This is a genomic window from Candidatus Skiveiella danica (assembly GCF_022705245.1).
GTDB classification, from domain to species: domain Bacteria; phylum Pseudomonadota; class Gammaproteobacteria; order Burkholderiales; family Burkholderiaceae_C; genus Skiveiella; species Skiveiella danica.
In genome coordinates this window covers 18,005-36,950 of record NZ_JAKJEW010000027.1, presented here as the reverse complement: position 1 = coordinate 36,950, position 18,946 = coordinate 18,005, and the positions used below count along the sequence as shown (strand labels likewise).

At 64.8% G+C, this 18,946-nt stretch carries 15 protein-coding genes; 6 read left to right on the top strand and 9 right to left on the bottom strand.

Annotation, left to right across the window (positions count from 1 at the left end):
- Positions 1 to 78: 78 nt before the first annotated feature.
- The 3 genes from ACMUOY_RS15085 (at position 79) to ACMUOY_RS15075 (ending at position 6,066) form a co-directional block, all read left to right on the top strand.
- Positions 79 to 2,664 carry an OmcA/MtrC family decaheme c-type cytochrome gene (locus ACMUOY_RS15085; protein ID WP_413893556.1) on the top strand — a complete coding sequence of 862 codons (2,586 nt, stop codon included), beginning with the start codon at positions 79 to 81 and terminating at the stop codon, positions 2,662 to 2,664.
- A gap of 113 nt (positions 2,665 to 2,777) precedes the next feature.
- Positions 2,778 to 3,809, top strand: coding sequence for a DmsE family decaheme c-type cytochrome (locus ACMUOY_RS15080; protein WP_413893555.1), 1,032 nt, complete (start codon positions 2,778 to 2,780; stop codon positions 3,807 to 3,809).
- Positions 3,810 to 3,825: 16 nt separating this feature from the next.
- A complete protein-coding gene (locus tag ACMUOY_RS15075; protein ID WP_413893554.1) occupies positions 3,826 to 6,066 on the top strand; it encodes an MtrB/PioB family decaheme-associated outer membrane protein in 2,241 nt (746 codons plus the stop codon).
- A 90-nt stretch (positions 6,067 to 6,156) separates the two neighbouring features.
- On the opposite strand, the gene ACMUOY_RS15070 is transcribed toward ACMUOY_RS15075, so the two are convergent.
- The 3 genes from ACMUOY_RS15070 to ACMUOY_RS15060 are packed head-to-tail and all read right to left on the bottom strand — an operon-like array spanning position 6,157 to position 10,600.
- Positions 6,157 to 6,984, bottom strand: coding sequence for a peptidase (locus ACMUOY_RS15070; protein ID WP_413893553.1), 828 nt, complete (start codon positions 6,982 to 6,984; stop codon positions 6,157 to 6,159).
- 45 nt (positions 6,985 to 7,029) lie between these two features.
- Positions 7,030 to 9,639: a DNA mismatch repair protein MutS gene (mutS, locus tag ACMUOY_RS15065; RefSeq protein WP_413893552.1), complete on the bottom strand. Its 2,610-nt coding sequence runs from the start codon at positions 9,637 to 9,639 to the stop codon at positions 7,030 to 7,032.
- A 10-nt stretch (positions 9,640 to 9,649) separates the two neighbouring features.
- On the bottom strand, positions 9,650 to 10,600 hold the full coding sequence (locus ACMUOY_RS15060; RefSeq protein WP_413893551.1) for an inositol monophosphatase family protein: 951 nt from the start codon (positions 10,598 to 10,600) through the stop codon (positions 9,650 to 9,652).
- 135 nt (positions 10,601 to 10,735) lie between these two features.
- On the opposite strand from ACMUOY_RS15060, the gene ACMUOY_RS15055 reads away from it, so the two are divergent.
- Positions 10,736 to 11,536: an RNA methyltransferase gene (locus tag ACMUOY_RS15055; RefSeq protein WP_413893550.1), complete on the top strand. Its 801-nt coding sequence runs from the start codon at positions 10,736 to 10,738 to the stop codon at positions 11,534 to 11,536.
- A gap of 10 nt (positions 11,537 to 11,546) precedes the next feature.
- Positions 11,547 to 12,320, top strand: a complete 774-nt coding sequence (gene cysE, locus ACMUOY_RS15050; protein ID WP_413893549.1) for a serine O-acetyltransferase — start codon at positions 11,547 to 11,549, stop codon at positions 12,318 to 12,320.
- A 30-nt stretch (positions 12,321 to 12,350) separates the two neighbouring features.
- Here cysE and ACMUOY_RS15045 read toward each other — a convergent pair whose 3' ends face one another.
- From ACMUOY_RS15045 to yjgA, 3 genes are all read right to left on the bottom strand, one after another.
- The gene (locus ACMUOY_RS15045) at positions 12,351 to 13,697 is read right to left on the bottom strand and encodes a FecR domain-containing protein (protein WP_413893548.1); all 1,347 of its coding nucleotides are present in this window, start codon (positions 13,695 to 13,697) and stop codon (positions 12,351 to 12,353) included.
- Positions 13,698 to 13,784: 87 nt separating this feature from the next.
- Positions 13,785 to 14,375 (bottom strand): molybdopterin adenylyltransferase, encoded by a 591-nt coding sequence (gene mog / locus ACMUOY_RS15040; RefSeq protein ID WP_413893547.1) that lies wholly within the window; start codon positions 14,373 to 14,375, stop codon positions 13,785 to 13,787.
- A gap of 48 nt (positions 14,376 to 14,423) precedes the next feature.
- Positions 14,424 to 15,095: a ribosome biogenesis factor YjgA gene (gene yjgA / locus ACMUOY_RS15035; protein ID WP_413893546.1), complete on the bottom strand. Its 672-nt coding sequence runs from the start codon at positions 15,093 to 15,095 to the stop codon at positions 14,424 to 14,426.
- A 52-nt stretch (positions 15,096 to 15,147) separates the two neighbouring features.
- Between yjgA and pmbA the strand changes: the two genes are divergently transcribed.
- Positions 15,148 to 16,545, top strand: coding sequence for a metalloprotease PmbA (gene pmbA / locus ACMUOY_RS15030; RefSeq protein ID WP_413893545.1), 1,398 nt, complete (start codon positions 15,148 to 15,150; stop codon positions 16,543 to 16,545).
- 124 nt (positions 16,546 to 16,669) lie between these two features.
- On the opposite strand, the gene ACMUOY_RS15025 is transcribed toward pmbA, so the two are convergent.
- The 3 genes from ACMUOY_RS15025 to ACMUOY_RS15015 all read right to left on the bottom strand — a co-directional run bounded on the left by ACMUOY_RS15025 (position 16,670) and on the right by ACMUOY_RS15015 (position 18,909).
- Positions 16,670 to 17,116 carry a GatB/YqeY domain-containing protein gene (locus tag ACMUOY_RS15025; protein ID WP_413893544.1) on the bottom strand — a complete coding sequence of 149 codons (447 nt, stop codon included), beginning with the start codon at positions 17,114 to 17,116 and terminating at the stop codon, positions 16,670 to 16,672.
- 158 nt (positions 17,117 to 17,274) lie between these two features.
- Positions 17,275 to 17,487 (bottom strand): 30S ribosomal protein S21, encoded by a 213-nt coding sequence (gene rpsU, locus ACMUOY_RS15020; protein WP_006296472.1) that lies wholly within the window; start codon positions 17,485 to 17,487, stop codon positions 17,275 to 17,277.
- Positions 17,488 to 17,649: 162 nt separating this feature from the next.
- Complete coding sequence (locus ACMUOY_RS15015) at positions 17,650 to 18,909, bottom strand: NAD(P)/FAD-dependent oxidoreductase (RefSeq protein WP_413893543.1); 1,260 nt, start codon at positions 18,907 to 18,909, stop codon at positions 17,650 to 17,652.
- Between the last annotated feature and the right edge of the window lie 37 nt (positions 18,910 to 18,946).

Here is an 18,946-nt window from a genome sequence, read left to right as displayed (position 1 = left end):
CTTTGACTTTCGACGACAGGCATGTTTCGGGTTTCGGCAGGTGCCCCGGGTTCATCCGGGTAAAAAGGAGAAAAAGTGATGATCTCATTGACCCGGTGGGGCTCGGCAGCGCTGGTAGCGTTCGCCATGGCCGGTTGCGGTGGTGATGGCGGCGGCGATGCGCCGGTAACGCCTCCAACGGCTTCCGTCAAGGAACAGATCAGCGCGGCCGCCGCCGTGCCGGCGAATGACACGGCGAGCAATTCGTCGTCGGCGTTCACCGTCGTGCAGGGCGCCGGCGTAACCGCTGTGACGGTTCCCGCTTCGGCGAGCCCGACGACGGCTGCTAGTCTGACCAAGGTCAATTTCTCCGTTTTCTCCGATGGCAAGGTCGTCAGCAACCTGGCCACGTCGAACGTCAGTTTTGCCATCGCGAAACTGGTCCCCGGCACCAATGGAAATCCGGACCAGTGGGTGAACTACATCTACCGGACGGAGTCGACCTCCACCGCGCCCAACAACGTGGGCAACGGCCCGAACAGTACGCCGGCCATGGCCACCGCGACCCAAGCCACGACGGACGCCAAGATGAGCACCACGACCCTGGCTTCTCTGGGTCTGGCGTCGCAGCTGGTTTACAACGCCGACGGGTACTACTCCTATGTCTTCGCGACCGATATCAGGGATCCGAAAAAGACGAATGGCGTCGTATTCGAGCCAGACCGCACCCACCGGGTCGTCATTCAGCTGAGCTACAAGAACGCGTCCGGTGAAACAGTCCTGGTGAATCCCTACATCGACTTCACGGTGGATGCCGCCGGCAAATCGGTGTTCGTCACCGATCCCTCCAAGACCCGCAAGATGGCCGATGTGACGTCCTGCAATGGTTGCCACGACAAGCTGGCGCTGCATGGCGGCGGCCGGGTGGATACGCAGTACTGCGTGATGTGCCACAACCCGGGCACCGTGGACGCCAACAGCGGGAACAACCTCAATATGGCCACGATGATCCACAAGATCCACGCGGGCAAGCTGCTGGCGAATCCGGCTACGCTTGGTGGCGAGGACTACGTGATCTGGGGCTACAACGCCAGCAAACATGACTACGCCGAAGTCGGTTTCCCGCAGGACCTGCGCAATTGTGCCAAGTGCCACACGGCCTCCAATCCGAACACGCCGCAGGGCGACAACTGGAAGACCAAGGTGTCCAAAGAGGCCTGCCTGACCTGCCACGCCAGCAAGCCCGGCTCTGCCTGGAACACCGCACACACGACCTATGTCGGTGGCGGCAATCCGCTGGCCATGACCAACGCCCAGTGCGTGGCCTGCCACAACCCGACGTCCAACCCGACGCTGTCGCCGGAGCGCGTGCACTGGAACCAGAACGAAGAGAACGCGGCCAAGTACAAGATGAACATTGAGGACGTCACCTACACGCAGTCCGCGACCCCGAATGGCACGAGCACCGTGACGGTCAAGTACTTCGTGTCCGATCCGACCAATAGCAACAAGGCGTACGACCTGACGGTATCTGCGACCGGAACGGCGTGCTCCGGTTCTGGCGCCAGCATCAGCTGCAATACCACCACGACGTTTGGCAACCTGCGCTTTTACCTGGCCTATCAGAACATGGCCGGTCAGTACCAGGCGGTGACCGAGTTCTCGGCCTACAACAATGGTGGTAATAGTGCCAACGCCTATGCCTACAAAGGCACCAACGATGGCACGAACCACTACACGGTCGCCATTACCATTCCGGCCAATACCACGTATACGGTTGCACCATTTGGAACGGCGCGGGTGGTCAGCATTGGCCAGATCAAGGAAGTGAAGCTGCAGGCCAAGTCGGCAGCGGATCCGCGGCCGCCGGTGGTTCCGACCACGCTGATCAACACAGTCATGCAACACACCTACAAGGATGTGGTGCTGGGCAACGGAAGCCTGCAGCCGCGCCGGGTGATCGTGTCGAACGACAAGTGCAACGTCTGCCACGGGGCGCTGGGAACGACGGCCGGCTCTAACACGCCGGGCATGGACAACGCGTTCCACAGCGGCGCCCGCAACACGGTGGAATCCTGCGTGGTCTGCCATGATCCGAACCGGTCTTCTTCCAGCAACATGATGACCAACGGACTGACGCTCAATGGCGGCCTGTATGAGCCCTACCAGTTCAAGCGCATGATCCATGGCATCCATGGCAATTCGAAGCGGCTCTATCCGTTCACCCATGCCAACAAGGTGGTTGGAGCGTTCTGCAACCCGGCCAATCCGCTGTCGAAGGCGCCCATCTGTGATCCGAACCTGGTGCTGGCCAGTGGTGTGGAGAACTACGGTGCTGAAGTCGCGTATCCGCAGGTCGGCCTGAACTGTGACGCCTGCCACGTCAATGGTTCCTGGAAGCAGGATCTCGGCACGCTCGGTTCTGTGGTCTTCAAGCCGACGGTCGTCGGTGGCACCGCCACCACGTCGGATCCGAATGCCTGGCTCGTGATTTCGCCGAAGGCGGCGACCTGCACGGCCTGCCACGATTCGAGCAATGCCATCGGCCACGTGACCAGCTTCGGCGGGTCCGCGTTCGGTGACAAGAGCCAGGCTCAAGTGGGTGCGCTGCCCCGTGAGACCTGCAACGATTGCCACTCGCCGGGCGGCTTCAAGGGTGTGGACATCGTCCACGGCCAGAAGTAAGTTCAGGCATGGTCCGAATCACGGGAGGGCTTTTGCGGGCCCTCCCGTTTTTTCGTGACGGGTCTCAGTGACGGAGTTCGGTCAGAGGTCGTTCTAATTACCAGGGGTTTGGAATGCGAATCAAGCGTTTGTGGGTCATTGCTGGGCTTTGCCTGCTGGGGCTGGCCGGGCCTGTTTCCGCGGTCACCGCGCGAGACGCATCGGCAGAGTGCGTGAGTTGTCACGACGAGGAAGACCTGCCGGACAACAGCCAGGGTCCTCATGCCCCGTTCACCCGCAAGCCGCCGATGGCGGCGGCGGCCCAGCAACTGGCGCAACGGTCCATGGGCGACGCGACCAATGAACGCACGCCCACCTGCATCACCTGCCACGGACCCAGTCCGACCCACGTCAAGAAGCCCGAGGGCGTGAAGGACCGGCCGGCGCCGGATCGAATTTATGGCAAGAAGACCACGCTGAGCGCCGAGCAGCGCAGTGCCGTCTGCCAGGATTGCCACCAGAAGGGCCCCAAGCAGATGCTCTGGACCGGCAGCCGGCACCAGAATGAAGACCTGGCCTGCAACAGCTGCCACAAGGTCCATACCAACAAGGACAAGGTGTTCTCCAAGGTCGAGCAGGCCGATGTGTGCTTCACCTGTCACAAGGCACAGCGCACCCAGATCAACCTGATTTCCCGCCACCCGATCCCCGAGGGCAAGATGACCTGCTCCGACTGCCACAACGTGCACGGATCGGTCGGGCCTGCACTCGCGAAGAAGGACAGCACGAACGAGACCTGCTACACCTGCCACGCCGGCAAGCGCGGGCCGTTCGTGAACCAGCATGAGCCAGTGGCTGAGAACTGCGCCACTTGTCACAACCCGCACGGCAGCGTGATCCCGGGGATGCTGGTGTCACGGCCGCCGATGCTGTGCCAGTCCTGCCACACGCCGCACGTGGCCGGTGGCGTCGGCGCCTTGGGTGGACAACCCGGCGTCTATACCAAGGCCCCTGGCCAGGTCCAGCCCTTGATCACCAACACCACCAGTGGCAAGAACGTGGTGCAACTGTGGCAGGGCCGCAGCTGCATGAACTGCCACACGCAAGTGCATGGCTCCAACAATCCGTCGGCAACCAACCCGACGCCGCAGCTGCTGACGCGGTGAACCCGGGAGAGCAATGATGACAATTTCAGATTCCTCGTTCAACTTCCGGCGCACGGTCATTGCGATGGCGGTGTTTGCCTTCATGGCTTCAGCCTTCGCGCAGGCCACCGACGAAAAGGCCAAGGAGGCCGCCAAGCCCGAACCCGGTGAAGTCAAGACCACGCAGTCGTCGGTCACCCTGGGCCTGGGCGGGGTCGGCGGTGGCGCCGGCAATCGATCGATTTACAACCAGTACAACGCACTCGGCCTGAACAACAACAACCCCTCGGCCGGCATCCTGGGTTTCGACTACAGCGTGCGCGACCCGGAGGCGATGACGCTGTTCAAGTTCCGCGGTGCCAATCTGCTGGACGATTCCCGCGAACTGGGGCTGAGCCTGACCGAGCCCGGCGAGTGGCGACTCAAGGCCTCCTATGGGGAACTGGTCCACACCAACCCCTATACGATCAACACCGGGGTGGTGGGGGCGGGTTCCACGGCACCGCAGGTGGTGTATCTGCCCGGCGGGGTGGGCAGCGGATACAACACCCACCTGCAAACCAAGCGCTCCAATGTGGGTCTGGGCTTCAGCAAGTGGATCGACAACGCGCTGCAGATTGAGGTGGATTTCAAGACCGAGAAGCAGGATGGTTCGCGACCCTTTGGCATCGGCATGAACTGCCCGTCGCCGGTCGCCCCAGGCTGTCAGGGCACCACGGGCATCGCAGCAGGCTGGGCCACACTGATGCTGCCGCAGGCGGTCAACTCGAACACGAGCCAGATCGACGCCCGGGTGAACTACTCGATGGACAAGCTGCGACTGAGCGTGGCGTACTACGGCTCGTTCTTCCAGAACAACAATCCGACGCTCAACCCGTCGGTTCCGGGCAGTCTGAACAATCCGCTGGGGACGCTCTTGCCGTTGAGCGCCGGATTGCAGCCGCTGCTGAACTTGCCGGTGGCACAGGAGCCCGACAACCGGTTCAACCAGCTGTCGCTGACGGGCACCTACGACCTGGCCGAAAAGACCCGGGCGTCCTTCAAGCTGTCGTATGCGAACACCACGCAGAACCAGAACTTTGCTGCGTCGGGGCTGAGTGGCGCGCCGGCAGGAGTGACCAGCCTGGGCGGCAACGTCAACACCACGCTGGCATGGCTGGGAATCACCTCGCGGCCGATCCCGAAGCTCACGCTGCAGGCCGACATTCGTTACGCGGACCGCGACGACAAGACGCCCGTCGCGCCCTACGTCATGGCGGGCTCTTCGGTCTATACCAACCAGCAGCTGCCCGAACAGAAGGTCTCCGGCAAGCTGCAGGCGATCTACCAGTTCTCCAGGGAGTACCGGGGCACGATCGGGGCCGACTATGTCGGCATCGACCGCGGGATCTACACGCCCACGAGCCGGGCCGGTGGCATCAGTGCATTGCGCCAGAACACCGACGAGACCGGCCTGTACGCAGAGCTTCACAAGGTGATGTCGGAGACCTTCACCGGATCGATCCGCCTCTCCGGCAGCCAGCGCGATGGCTCCAACTGGCTGAAGCCGAATCCCGGCGCGGGCGTGACCGAGGTTTCCGATCCGTCCACCGCATTCAGCTCTTCGGCGATCTTCTCGCCCACGCTGGCCGACCGGCGGCAGGAAAAGATCAAGCTCTATGGCAACTGGCAGCCTGATGAAAAGCTGGCCCTGCAATTCACTGCCGAAGGCGGCACCAACAAATACACCATGCCAACCGCGTATGCCTTGCAGAACACGCGCTTGAGCCTTTACAGCGTCGATGGCACCTACGCGATTTCGGACAACTGGAACCTCACCGCGTACGCCTCCTGGGGACAACAGACCCAGAACCAGGCGCGCCCCGCCGGCTCCGTCATGGCATTCGAGACCACCAACACCTCCGCAGGCCTGGGCGTGACCGGCAAGCCCACCAGCAAGCTGGAAGTGGGCGGAACGCTGTCGTACGTCAACGAAAAGAGCGTGTATGCCCAGTCGCTGGAAACCTATGCCGGCGCCGACAGCGCCGCGCTGCTGGCCGCCACTGGCGGCTTGCCGAGCATCACGTTCCGCCAGACGGCGCTGAAGCTCTTTGGCAAGTACGACCTGGACAAGAACAGCGTCATCGGCGCCAACCTGGTTTACGCCCGCGTGCTGTCAAACGACTGGGCCTGGGGCTGGAATGGAACGCCCTATACGTATGGCGACAACACCACGATGAGCCTCAACCAGAACCAGTCGATGACCTACGTCGGCGTGACCTACACGTACAAGTTCTGACGCCCAAATCCGTCCGACGCAAAAAGGCCCGAAGCCAGCCAAGGCGTCGGGCCATTTTTTTGAGGCGCACCGGGCGTGTCCGGCGCGGCCTCAGATCAGCTTTTCCTTGGGTGAGGTGATCTTCTTCAGCGGCTTGTTGCGCGCCGACGCCACCATCAGCGGCACCTCGGTGGCGCCTCCGTCCCAGGTCGGGTCCTCGATGCTGTCGAACACCTCGCGCAGCTTCTGGCCCCAGCTGCCGTGCAGCATCTGGAAGTAGGGGTTCTGGTCGTCGATGCACATCACGCGGTCGGTATGGAACTTGTCCGCCTCATAGACCACCATGTCCAGCGGCAAGCCCACCGACAGGTTGGACTTGAGCGTGGAGTCCATCGACACCAGCGCGCACTTTGCGGCTTCGTCCAGCGGGGTGTCCGGCGTGATCACCCGGTCGAGCACGGGCTTGCCGTATTTGGATTCGCCGACCTGGAAGTAGGGTGTCTCCGGCGTGGCTTCGATGAAGTTGCCCGGCGAATAAACCTGGAACAGGCGCATGGCTTCGCCCTGAATCTGGCCACCGAAGATCAGGGACACATTGAACTCCACCCCCGAGGCCTTGAGTGAGGCCGCATCCCTGTCGTACACATGGCGCACGGCGGCTCCCAGCACGCGGGCGGCGTCGAACATGCTCTTGGCATTCCAGATCGTGATGGGGTCTCCGCCTTCGTGATCCTTGATCTGCTCGACCTGCAGGATTTCGCGCACAGACTGCGAAATGCTCAGGTTGCCCGCCGACAGCAGCACCATGAAGCGGTCGCCCGGCTTTTCATAGACGATCATCTTGCGGAACGTGCTGATCTGGTCGAGGCCGGCGTTGGTGCGCGAGTCGGAGAGAAACACCAGGCCGGCGTTGAGTTTGATGGCGACGCAGTAGGTCATGGCTTCTTGATCCTTGATGCTTGGGATGGGTGTGAGGCGCAGCCCTCAGGGGCTGAGCTTTTTCAGTGCGTAGAGGATGTCCAGCGCCTCGCGCGGGCTCAGGGCATCCGGGTTGATGTCCGACAGGCGGGCCTCGACGGCGCTGGGTGGGTGTGCTGCGGACTCGGGCGGTGCCGCGAACAGATCCACCTGGGATCGGCTTGCACTGGCGCCGGACTCCAGCGCTGCCAGGGCGTGGCGCGCATGGTTCAGCACAGGTGCTGGCATGCCTGCCAGCCGGGCGACCTGGATGCCGTAGCTGCGGCTGGCCGGACCGGCCTGGATTTCGTGCAGGAACACGATATCGCCCCCGGCCTCCGCCGCGCTCACGTGCACGTTGACGGCCGCGTGGTGGCTTGCCGGAAATTCGGTGAGCTCGAAGTAGTGCGTGGCAAACAGCGTGAAGGCCTGCGTCTTGTCGTGCAGCTGGGCCGCAATGCCACTGGCCAGCGCGAGGCCGTCGAAGGTGGAGGTGCCGCGGCCCACCTCGTCCATCAGCACCAGGCTCTGCGGTGTGGCGCTGTGCAGGATCTGCGCGGCCTCGGTCATCTCCAGCATGAAGGTGGATTGCGCGTTGGCCAGGTCGTCGGCCGCGCCGATGCGGGTGTGGATGGCGTCGATCGGTCCGAGGCGGCAGGCCGTGGCGGGTACGTAGGAGCCCATGCTGGCCAAAAGCACGATCAGTGCCACCTGGCGCATGTAGGTGCTCTTGCCGCCCATGTTGGGGCCGGTGATGATCTGCATGCGCTGGCGCGGCCCCAGCGACGTGTCGTTGGCGATGAAGGCGCCGCCGGAGAGTTCGGCCAGCCGCGCCTCGACCACGGGGTGGCGACCCGCGCGAATCTCGATACAGGGCTCGCGGACGAACTGCGGTGCGCACCAGTTCAGTGTCAGAGAACGCTCGGCCAGCGCGCACAGGGCGTCCAGCGCCGCGACCGCGCGGGCGAGCTGGGTGAGTGCCGGCACGAAGGCCTGCAGGCGGTCCAGCAACTGTTCGAACAACCACTTCTCGCGCGCGAGCGCACGTTCCTGTGCGCTCAGGGCCTTGTCTTCGAACGCCTTGAGCTCGGGTGTGATGAAGCGCTCGGCGTTTTTCAGGGTCTGGCGGCGGCGGTAGTCGTCGGGCACCTTGTCCAGCTGCCCCTGGGTGACCTCGATGTAGAAGCCGTGCACCTTGTTGAACTGCACGCGCAGGTTGGCGATGCCGGTGCGGGCTTTTTCGCGGGTCTCCAGGTCGAGCAGGAAGCTGTCGCAATTGGTCTGGATGGCGCGCAGTTCGTCCAGCTCGGTATCCAACCCGGCGGCGATCACACCGCCGTCGCGCACCAGGGCGGCCGGTTCTTCGAGCAGCGAGCCCGCCAGGAGGTCCGCGCAGCCCGGTGGCGGGGTCAAATCGCGGGAAATATCGGTCAAAAAGGCACCATCCCATCGTGGAATGGCCATGACGTGCTCTGCTTTTTGTAGTGTCTGGCGCAGCGCCACCAGCTCGCGGGGGCGCGCCTGGCGCAGCGCGATGCGCGCGGTGATGCGCTCCACATCGGCGCTGCCCTTGAGTTGCGCGCGCAAGGTATGCCAGGGGCCGGCGCCGCGGTCGCCGCGCAGGGTGGTGATGGCGTCCAGCCGGGCGATGGCCTGGGTGCGGTCGCGAGCGGGCTCCAGAAGCCAGCGCTTGAGGGTGCGGCTGCCCATGCCGGTCATGCAGGTGTCGAGCAGCGAAAACAGCGTCGGTGAGTCCTCGCCGCGCAGGGTCTGCACCAGCTCGAGGTTGCGCCGGGTCGTCGCCGGCAGGTCGATCAGTGCATCGCTGTGCTGCACCCGCAATTGCTGCACGTGCGACAGCGCGCGACCCTGCGTGTGCTCAGCGTAGGCCAGCAACGCGGCGGCGGCGCCATGGGCGTGCGCCAGATCCGCGGCGTTCCAGGCGTCCAGACTCGCGGCGCGCAATTGCTCGAGCAGCTTGCGCTGGCCCAGCGCGCCGTCGAACTGCCATTCAGGCCGCTGGCTCAAAGTGAGGTTGCGGTTGACCGCCTTCAGCGCTATCAGTCGCTGCTCGAAGGTGGGCGTGACATCGGCGCTGTAGATCAGCTCGCTGGGGTTGATGCGAGCCAGCCAGTCGTCGAGTTCGTCAGGCGCGCATTCCGACAGGTTCAGCTCGCCCTGGGTCACGCTCAGCCAGGCCAGCCCGCAGGCGTTGCGCGGGGCCTGGTGCACCGCCAGCAGGATGGACTCGGTCTTGTCCGACAGCAGTTCGCTGTCCGTCAGGGTGCCGGGTGTCACGACGCGCACCACCTTGCGCTCGACCGGGCCCTTGCTGGTGGCCACATCGCCGACCTGCTCGCAGATTGCCACCGACTCGCCGTGCTTGATCAGGCGTGCGAGGTAGCCTTCCATCGAATGGAAGGGAACCCCGGCCATCACCACCGGCTGGCCGGCCGACTGGCCGCGGCGGGTCAGGGTGATGTCCAGCAGGTGCGAGGCTTTTTCGGCGTCGGCGAAGAACAGCTCGTAGAAGTCGCCCATGCGGTAGAACACGAGCGTGTCCGGGTGTTCCGCCTTGATGGCCAGGTACTGGGCCATCATGGGGGTGTGGGCGCTCAGATCGAGCGTGGCTGCCATGGCGCGAGGGTCAGAACGGGGCGTCGTCGTCCTTGGCCAGGCTGCCCGACTCGGCAGTGTCAGGGCCTTCTTCATCCCGCAGCTCGCTGGCTCCGTCGGCTGCAGAGGCCGGTGCAGCGGCCTCGCGCACGGCCGCTTTGTCGCCGGCACTGGCGAACTTGCTGTATTTGCCCAGGATGCTGACCAGCTGGCCGTAGACGCGGGGTGTGCCCGCCAGGCATTCCTTCTGCTCCAGGAAGTCGGCCTCGCCAGTGAAATTTCCGACCAGGCCGCCGGCTTCGGTGACCAGCAGGGAGCCGGCCGCCACATCCCAGGGCTGGAGGCCGGTTTCGAAGAAGCCGTCGGCATAGCCAGCGGCCACGTAGGCCAGGTCCAGCGCGGCCGCACCCGGGCGGCGCAGGCCGGCCGTGCGCTGCATGACGTCGCCCATCATCTGCAGGTACGCATTGAAGTTGTCGCCCTTGCGAAACGGAAAACCCGTGGAGATCAGGCACTCCTGCAGCCGCGTGCGCTTGCTGACCCGGATGCGGCGCTCATTCAGGTAGGCGCCGCGGCCCTTGGTGGCCGTGAAGAGGTCGTTGCGGCTGGGGTCGTAGATGACGGCCTGCTCGACCTTGCCGCGCACGGCCAGCGCAATGCTGACGCAATAGACGGGGAAGCCGTGGATGAAGTTGGTGGTGCCGTCCAGCGGATCGATGATCCAGACGCAATCCGCATCCTTGGCTCCATGCTGGCTGCCCGATTCCTCGGCCAGGATCCCGTGGTCGGGATAGGCGGTGAGCAGGGTTTCGATGATCGCCTTTTCGCTGGCGTGGTCGACTTCGGTGACGAAGTCGTTGACCTGCTTCTGCGAGATACGGACCGCTTCGACGTCAAGCGCGGCGCGGTTGATGATCGAACCGGCGGACCGGGCGGCCTTGACGGCCACGTTGAGCATGGGGTGCAGGTTGGGGGACGACATGAATTGTTAACCTTGCGGGACAGAGCGTGGGTTCTGTCCTCAGCGGATTGAAGAGCTGGGGACCATCCCGGCGATGCGGGCGGCGACAATAGGGCGATTTTACCCGCCCGGCCCACCTGACGCCCCGTTCACGCCATGCAAACGCGATTTGTCCTGATCCAGACCAGCCACGCCGGCAACGTGGGGGCGGCAGCCCGCGCCATGAAGGTCATGGGTTTTGACGACCTGGTGCTTGTGGCGCCGCGCTGGGCCAACGTGCTGCGGCGCGAAGAGACGATCCAGCGCGCTAGCGGGGCGCTGGATGTGCTGGAAAAGGCCCGCATCGTCGCCACGCTGGACGAGGCGCTCGACGGCATGACGCACCTGTGCGCGACCGCGATGACGCCGCGCGATTTCGGCCCGCCCACGGTGGCGCCACGCCCGCACTTCGAGTCGCTCGCATCGCAAGCCCGCGCCGGCGCGCCAGGGCAGGGCGTAGCCTTCTTGTTCGGCTCGGAGCGGTTCGGCATGCAGAACGAAGACGTGTACCGGTGCCATGTCGCCCTGAGCATTCCCACCCATCCGTCCTTTGGCTCGCTCAACCTCGGTGCAGCCATCCAGGTGATTGCCTATGAGTGGCGCCTGGCCCTGGGGGCCTATCCGGTGCAGGCCGCCACCGCGGCGCCGCAGGCGGCGGATGCGCAACAGGTTGCCGGACTGCTGGCGCACTGGGAGCAGTCGCTCGTCGACATCGGCTTTCTCGATCCGGCGGCACCCAAGAAGCTGATGCCGCGGCTGAACCAGCTGTTCAACCGGGCTGGCCTGGCGCAGGAAGAAGTCCACATCCTGCGTGGTATTGCCCGGGCGATGAGCCTCACCGCAGCGCGGGCGCACGAGCCAGCCGCCACGGCCGCTGACAAGTCCGTACCGGGCGAGGTGGCGGGCGCCCCGCGATAGACTTGCGCCCATGTTTTCCCGCCTTCGCTCCGATATTCAGTGCATCCTGGACCGTGACCCGGCCGCGCGCAGCACCTGGGAGGTGCTGACCTGTTATCCCGGCCTGCATGCCTTGCTGCTGCACCGGCCGGCGCACTGGTTCTGGACGCACGGTCTCAAATGGCTGGGGCGTTTTACCTCGCACGTGTCCCGTTGGCTCACCGGCATCGAAATCCACCCGGGGGCGGTGATCGGGGAGCGGGTGTTCTTCGACCACGCAATGGGCGTGGTGGTGGGCGAGACGGCCGAGATCGGTGACGGCTGCACGATCTACCAGGGCGTGACGCTCGGCGGTACTTCGCTCTACAAGGGCACCAAGCGCCACCCGACGCTGGGCCGCAATGTCGTGGTGAGTGCGGGCGCCAAGGTGCTGGGGGGCTTTCTGGTGGGCGACGGCGCCAAGATCGGCAGCAACGCAGTGGTGATCAAGCCGGTGCCTGCAGGGGCCACTGCGGTGGGCATCCCGGCTCGCATCATCCCTTCGAAGGCGGGTGAAAGCGCCGATGTGACGCCGACCCAGGAAAAGTTCTCGGCCTACGGCATCACGCTCGAAGACGATCCGCTGTCGCAGGCCATGAAGGGCTTGATCGACAACGCCGCTTCCCATGAGCACCAGATTGCCTTGCTGTGGCACGCCATCGAGACCTTGTCGGCCAATCGGCCAGCCGGAGAGTGCGTGCCGGACGAGGCGGCGCTGACCGAGCATTTCGAGGCCTCGCGGCTCAACGACCTCGTTGGCAAGTAGGGCGGAGTATCCGGGACCGATAAGTCTGGCTCATGGGCCCACGCCCTTGAGGGCCGATGGAACGTCGATCGCCGTGGTTCCCCAGTCAACCGGAATTTCGAAGCGATAGGTCTTGCTGCGGGCCAGCGTTGGGCCCTTGGCCGCGACTCGAATGAAATACCGTCCGGGTCTCATTTCGCCAAAATTGAACGGTCCTGCAAGGCTCTTGGATTGACGGATCATGTGCATCATGTCCGGGTCTGTAGCGATTTCCGCACTGTAGCTTTCTGCTTGGACGGCCTTACCATCGGAAAACGTCCGGCTCCAGTTCATCCAGGTTTCACCGCCAATAAAGCTGAGCAGTGAATCCGTGACCAGCAAATAATCTGCGAGGACAAGTTGTCGTTGCGCGTCAAATCCTTCAATCGTTGCGGCATCAATTCCGCGCGCACGCAGATACCAGACGCCGCTCGTGAAGCTTGACAAATCAGCGGTCGATGCCGTAACCACTTGGTCGTGCACAATCCGGTTGAACTGCGAATCGCTGGCAACCTGAACGCGAAAAGCGGCTGCCCCCGCCAAGGTCGGCATTGCCCAAGTCCTTGCCTCCAGATTTGTGAGGTTCAAGGTGTCGGCACCCAGATCCGGCGCGGGCAACAGCGGTACGACCTTCACTTCTTTCCTGGCCGGATCAATCACCGCCCCGGTACCCTTGGGAAGATCCGCGCCACTTTGCTGGGCGGTGTTGTCGGCACGGACCTGGCCTTCCAGTACTTCAGCGCGAGCGCTCGGACTGGCCCCATTTTCCTGTGCGACACGGAAACGGGTGCCACGCACACCGACGGTGGTGGTGGGCGTCTGGATCTGCAGCGGCGTCGCGCGCAGGCCCAGCTTGCTCGCGAGGGTCTCCACGGCCCCCTGGCTCAGGCGGATGATCCCGGAAAACCACTTGGTGGTGCCGCTCGCATTTGCATCGCGCAGGACGTATTCCCGGCTGGCGATGACCTCCGCCAGGCTGGCGGGCAAGAGCTGGATGCGGGATCCGTCGGACATTTCGATCACGGCCGAACTGTCGGCACCCGTCTGCAGGCGAGTGCCTTCCCCGACAGTGCTGCCCACGACCGCGGTGGCCGACCCCTGTTGTACGCTGCCCTGCACGCTGACAACCCTGCCACTGACCGGCGCGTACTTGAGCAGGCGTAGGGGGATGTTCAGGGTCTGACCCGGGCGGATGACATCGGGGTCCGGCAGGGCGTTGAGCCGCGCGATTTCCGCCCATGCGTCGGGGCGCACCAGCATCTCTCGGGACAGGACGATCAGTTTGTCGCCGGGCTGGACGGTATAGGCCAGGCTGGGCTCCACGGCTTGGGCGCCCAGCGCCAGGCACAAGGCCAGCATGGCCGCCCCGATGGGAAGGAGTCCTGCTTCCCGACGGGTGGCAGCGCAGGGGTGGGTGCAGCGAATCGGGCTCATGCTTGTCTTGCTTCAGGTGGTCGGACGAATGGCGCTTTTAGGTCGGAAAGCTTTGCATACCTCATCGCGGGTTTCAAGATAGGGGCCGCCGATCAGGTCGACGCAATACGGCACCGCCGCGAAGATGCCGTTGACGATCGATGCCCCCGAGGCGTCTTTTAACCCTTCCAGTGTTTCCTGGATCGATTTGGGCTGACCCGGCAGGTTGATGATGAGACTTTTGTCACGGATGACGGCGCATTGGCGCGACAGAATGGCCGTGGGCACGAATCGCAGGCTGGTCTGCCGCATCTGTTCGCCGAAGCCCGGCATTTCCTTGTGGGCGACGGCCATCGTGGCTTCGGGGGTGACGTCGCGCAAGGCCGGGCCGGTGCCCCCGGTGGTCAAGACCAGTGCGCAGCCGGCGTCCACCAGCTCGATCAGGGTGGCGCTGATGCGGGCCTGCTCGTCCGGGATCAGCCGCGGCTCGAACCGGACCGGGTTCTTCAGCGCGCGGGTCAGCCAGTCCTGCAAGGCGGGCAAGCCCTTGTCTTCGTAGACGCCGCTGGAGGCGCGGTCGCTGACGGAGACGATGCCGATGGTGACAGGGTCAAAAGAGCTCATGGTGCGAATCGCGAAATGGATGGGTGACGAAGGGAAGGATCCTCGACGTCAGCCGGGCCCGGCCGGACTCCCGGTACCGTGGGCGAAGGGTTCGCCGGTCGAGTCGACGCTGCCGAGCTGCTCACGCACCAGCTGAAAGATCTCGCGGTAGGCGCGTCCCTGGCGCGGGGCCAGCCCGTGTGAGACGGCGGCCTTGTCCGGCGCCGGAGCGTCCTTGCGTGCCTGGCGGATCAGTGCGCGCAGCTGCTGGGCGTCGGTGCCCGCAAACCGCTGCACCCAGTCGCCGAAGGCATCGTCCTCGGCGATCAGGCGGTCGCGCCACTGTTCGGCCCGGTGCAGGGCCAGCGTCAGCTGGGCCGAGCCCTGGTGTTGCTCCTGCAGGGCGGCGCGCACGGCCGCCAGGGTGTCGGGTTCGAGCTGGCGCATCAACTTGCCGACGAACTGCATCTGGCGCCGTTTGCCCTCGAAATTCGTGATGCGGCGGGCATCGGCCAGCGCGTCGCGAAGCTTCTCGGGCACGTCGAGGCCGTTCATCAGGTCGGCGCGCAGCGTCAGCAGTTCCTCGCCGAGCTTTTGCAGTTCGGTGCTCTCGCGTTTGAGCTCGGTCCGGCTGGCTTCGCTGGTGCCCTTGAGCTCGCGCTTGAGCTCGAGGTCGAGTTCGCTGCCTTCGGCAACGAACTCGCCGCGGACGTAATAGCCTTTTTTGGGTTTGCGGGACATGGGCGAGCCGGGTCGGCGGATAGAGGGGACGGCAAGTATCATAGCCGCCACCATGAACAAACTCCCCTCCCACGCAGCGTCCCCTGCAGCCGGCCATCCCGAGCAGGGCTTCAGCTACAGCCGCGCTTTTTTTGAAGATCTGGTCGATGCCGCGCTGGCCCACGCCAGGCGCATGGGGGCTACCGACGCGGGTGCGGAGGCTTCCGAGGGCTGCGGACTGAGCGTCAGCGTGCGCAAGGGCCAACTGGAAAGCGTCGAGCGCAACCGCGACAAGTCCCTGGGCGTCACGGTCTACGTCGGACATCGCCGCGGAAATGCGAGCACCTCCGATTTTTCACCCGCCGCGGTCGAGCAGACGGTGCGCGCGGCCTTCGACATTGCCCGCTTCACCGCCGAGGATCCGATGGCGGGTCTGCCGGACGCTGACGATATTGCCAACGATCACCGTGACCTCGACCTGTTTCATCCCTGGAGCCTGAGCAGCGAACAGGCGGCACAGCTGGCGCTGGCGTGCGAGGATGCCGCCCTGCAGACCAGTCGAAAGATCACGAACAGCGAAGGCGCGGGGGTTTCAGCCCAGCAAAGCCACTTCTTCAGTGCGCACACGCACGGGTTTCGCGGCGGCTACGCCAGCTCGCGCCACAGCCTGTCGGTGGCACCGATCGCCGGCAAGGGCTCAGGCATGCAGCGCGATGCCTGGTACAGCTCGATGCGCTCGCCCGACGAGCTGGCCTCACCGGCTGCCGTGGGCCGCTACGCCGCCGAGCGCGCTCTGAGCCGGCTGAAGAGCCGCAGGATTCCCACCACCGAATGCCCGGTGCTGTTCGAGTCCCCGCTGGCAGCCGGGCTGCTGGGCGGCTTCGTGCAGGCGGTCAGTGGCGGCGCGCTGTACCGCAAGAGCACGTTCCTGGTCGATTCCCTCGGCAAGACGGTTTTCCCACGGCACATCGATATCGCGGAGGACCCGTTCGTCCTGCGTGGCAAGGGCAGTTCGCCTTTCGATGACGAAGGCGTCCGTGTCCAAGCCCGCAGCGTGGTCAAGGGCGGACGTGTCGAAGGCTATTTCCTGAGTTCCTACTCGGCGCGCAAGCTCGGCATGAAGACCACGGGCAATTCCGGCGGCTCGCACAACCTGACGATGACGTCGCGGCACACGCAAGCGGGCGACGACCTGGACGCCATGCTCAGAAAGCTGGGCACCGGCCTGTTCGTGATCGAGTTGATGGGGCAGGGCGTGAACTACGTGACGGGCGACTATTCCCGCGGCGCCAGCGGATTCTGGGTCGAGAACGGCAAAATCGCCTTTCCGGTGCAGGAAATCACCATCGCCGGCAATCTGAAAACCATGTTCAAGGGCATCGAAGCGGTGGGGGCCGATGCCTACAACTACGGCGCCAAGTCGGTCGGATCGATCCTCATCAACCGGATGAAGGTGGCGGGGAGCTCGTAGAGCCTACCGCGCTGGCACTCGGTGTGCAACGCTGGCCTTGCCGGGCCTGGCCTGGCCTGGCCTGTCCTGGCCCGGGCCTGTGGCCCCTGAGCTTTGACCTTTTCCTGGCTGCCTGAACCGCCTCTCAGCCCGCCAGGGCGGCTTTCACCGCCGCGCTGACCTGGCCCATGTCGGCCTTGCCGGCCAAGCGGGTCTTCACGGCACCCATGACTTTGCCCATGTCGCCAGGGCCGCTGGCGCCCAGCTCCGCCACGATGGCCTTGACCTCGGCGGCGACCTCTTCGGCCGACAGGCGTGCCGGCAGGTAGGCTTGCAGCACGGTCAGTTCGGCGGCTTCCTTGTCCGCCAGGTCCTGGCGACCGGCCTGGGTGAACGCCGCGATCGAATCCTTGCGCTGCTTGATCAGCTTGTCGACGATGGCGACGACGGCGACGTCGTCCAGCGTGATGCGTTCGTCCACTTCCTTTTGCTTGCACGCGGAAAGTAGCAGGCGGATGGTGCCCAGACGCTCGCTGTCCTTGGCGCGCATCGCGGTCTTCATGTCTTCGGTGATCTGATCCTTGAGGCTCATGGCGGGCTCCGGTCGTGGGGATTGGGATAGGGCGAGATGCACCGGCCGGGCCCTTGCCGGGGCCGACGGGCCGGGAAATGAAAAAACCCGCGCCTGGCGTCCCGAGCGCGGGTCTGGCGTGCATCCGGGGGCCGAGGCCCCTGGCGGCAACGCTGCGATCAGTACAGTTTCTTGGGCAGCTGCATCGAGCGGATGCGCTTGTAGTTGCGCTTGACGGCAGCGGCCTTCTTGCGCTTGCGCTCGGCGGTCGGCTTTTCGTAGAACTCGCGGGCGCGCAGGTCGGTCAGCAGGCCCAGTTTTTCGATGGTGCGCTTGAAGCGGCGCAGAGCCACGTCAAAAGGCTCGTTTTCTTTAACACGGATCGTCGTCATTAGGTGAAGATTTCCAAAATGTGCAGAAAGAGGGTGGCCGGGAAGATCGGGCCCGGACGCCGTAACTGCGATGTGCCCCGTCTGTAACTAGTATTGGCCGACAGGGCATTGCCAGCAAAGCCTAACATTATAGCGGCTTCGTGGCCGATCTGTCCCGTTGACCTAGGCCGAGGGGCGCAGCCTCGCCGCGAGGGCCTGGGCGCAGGCATGGCCGCTGGCCCAGGCCCACTGGAAGTTGTAGCCGCCCAGCCAGCCCGTCACGTCGACCACCTCGCCGATGAAATACAGCCCCGGCTGCTTCGATTCCATCGTTTGCGAGGACAGGTCGCGCGTGTCGACCCCGCCCAGCGTGACCTCGGCTTTGCGGTAGCCCTCGGTGCCGGTGGGCGTGAGTTCCCATCGCGCCAGGCGCTCCGCCAACTGGGCCAAGGCCTTGTCGGAGGCCTCGGCGATCGGGCGCTGCCAGGCAGATTCCTGCTGCACCCAGGTATCGGCCAGTCGGGATGGCACCAGCAGGGCCAGCTCGTTGGCGATGCGCTTGCGCGAGTTCGCCTTGGCGCGCGCCAGGGCCGCCGGCAGGTCGGTGTCGGGGGCCAGGTTCAGCCGGATCGGCGTGCCCTCCCGCCAGTAGCTGGAGATCTGCAGCACCGCCGGGCCCGATAGGCCGCGGTGGGTGAACAGCAGGTCTTCGAGGAACTCGCCCCGGGCCTTTTTGGTGCCCGTCTCGATGCGCACCGGCAGCGACAGCCCTGACAGCTGGGCATAGGGCGCCCAGGCCTGCTCGTCAAAAGTCAGCGGCACCAGGCCCGGGCGCGTCTCGACCAGGCGCAGCCCAAACTGCTTGGCCACGCGGTAGCCGAAATCGGTGGCGCCGATCTTCGGGATGGACAGCCCGCCCGTGGCGACGACCACGGCGGCACATTCGACCGTGCCCCGGTCGCTCTCTATTTGATAGCTTGATGTGACCGTTTCACGCTGGGATGTGGCAGAAAATCCTATATTTTTCACGCTGCAAGGCTGCCAGCGGTCCACGTGACCGCCGAGGGCCCCGGCACCACACTCGGCCAGCAGCATCTGGATCAGGTCGTCGGCCGAGCGGTCACAGAACAGTTGGCCCTTGTGCTTTTCATGGAAGGCGATGCCGTGGCGCTGCACCAGCGTGACGAAGTCCTGCGGCGTGTAGCGCGACAGCGCCGATCGGCAGAAATGCGGGTTGTCGCCGAGGAAGTGCTTGTGCGGCGCGGCCGGATCGACGTCGCGGTTGGTGAAATTGCAGCGACCGCCGCCGGAGATGCGGATCTTCTCGGCCACCCGCTCGCTGTGGTCGAGCACCAGCACCCGCAGGCCCAGCTGGCCGGCCACCCCGGCACAAAACAGGCCGGCCGCACCGGCGCCCATCACCACCACGTCGTACGAATGCATGGCCCGCAGTGTATGCGCCGGCCCAGGGCGGGCCGCC

What these genes read in the sequence shown, in the direction of transcription:
- ACMUOY_RS15085 (WP_413893556.1), top strand. Translation starts at nt 79, where the DNA reads ATGATCTCATTGACCCGGTGGGGCTCGGCAGCGCTGGTAGCGTTCGCC.
- ACMUOY_RS15080 (WP_413893555.1), top strand. Translation starts at nt 2,778, where the DNA reads ATGCGAATCAAGCGTTTGTGGGTCATTGCTGGGCTTTGCCTGCTGGGG.
- ACMUOY_RS15075 (WP_413893554.1), top strand. Translation starts at nt 3,826, where the DNA reads ATGACAATTTCAGATTCCTCGTTCAACTTCCGGCGCACGGTCATTGCG.
- ACMUOY_RS15070 (WP_413893553.1), bottom strand. Translation starts at nt 6,984, where the DNA reads ATGACCTACTGCGTCGCCATCAAACTCAACGCCGGCCTGGTGTTTCTC.
- mutS (WP_413893552.1), bottom strand. Translation starts at nt 9,639, where the DNA reads ATGGCAGCCACGCTCGATCTGAGCGCCCACACCCCCATGATGGCCCAG.
- ACMUOY_RS15060 (WP_413893551.1), bottom strand. Translation starts at nt 10,600, where the DNA reads ATGTCGTCCCCCAACCTGCACCCCATGCTCAACGTGGCCGTCAAGGCC.
- ACMUOY_RS15055 (WP_413893550.1), top strand. Translation starts at nt 10,736, where the DNA reads ATGCAAACGCGATTTGTCCTGATCCAGACCAGCCACGCCGGCAACGTG.
- cysE (WP_413893549.1), top strand. Translation starts at nt 11,547, where the DNA reads ATGTTTTCCCGCCTTCGCTCCGATATTCAGTGCATCCTGGACCGTGAC.
- ACMUOY_RS15045 (WP_413893548.1), bottom strand. Translation starts at nt 13,697, where the DNA reads ATGCTGGCCTTGTGCCTGGCGCTGGGCGCCCAAGCCGTGGAGCCCAGC.
- mog (WP_413893547.1), bottom strand. Translation starts at nt 14,375, where the DNA reads ATGAGCTCTTTTGACCCTGTCACCATCGGCATCGTCTCCGTCAGCGAC.
- yjgA (WP_413893546.1), bottom strand. Translation starts at nt 15,095, where the DNA reads ATGTCCCGCAAACCCAAAAAAGGCTATTACGTCCGCGGCGAGTTCGTT.
- pmbA (WP_413893545.1), top strand. Translation starts at nt 15,148, where the DNA reads ATGAACAAACTCCCCTCCCACGCAGCGTCCCCTGCAGCCGGCCATCCC.
- ACMUOY_RS15025 (WP_413893544.1), bottom strand. Translation starts at nt 17,116, where the DNA reads ATGAGCCTCAAGGATCAGATCACCGAAGACATGAAGACCGCGATGCGC.
- rpsU (WP_006296472.1), bottom strand. Translation starts at nt 17,487, where the DNA reads ATGACGACGATCCGTGTTAAAGAAAACGAGCCTTTTGACGTGGCTCTG.
- ACMUOY_RS15015 (WP_413893543.1), bottom strand. Translation starts at nt 18,909, where the DNA reads ATGCATTCGTACGACGTGGTGGTGATGGGCGCCGGTGCGGCCGGCCTG.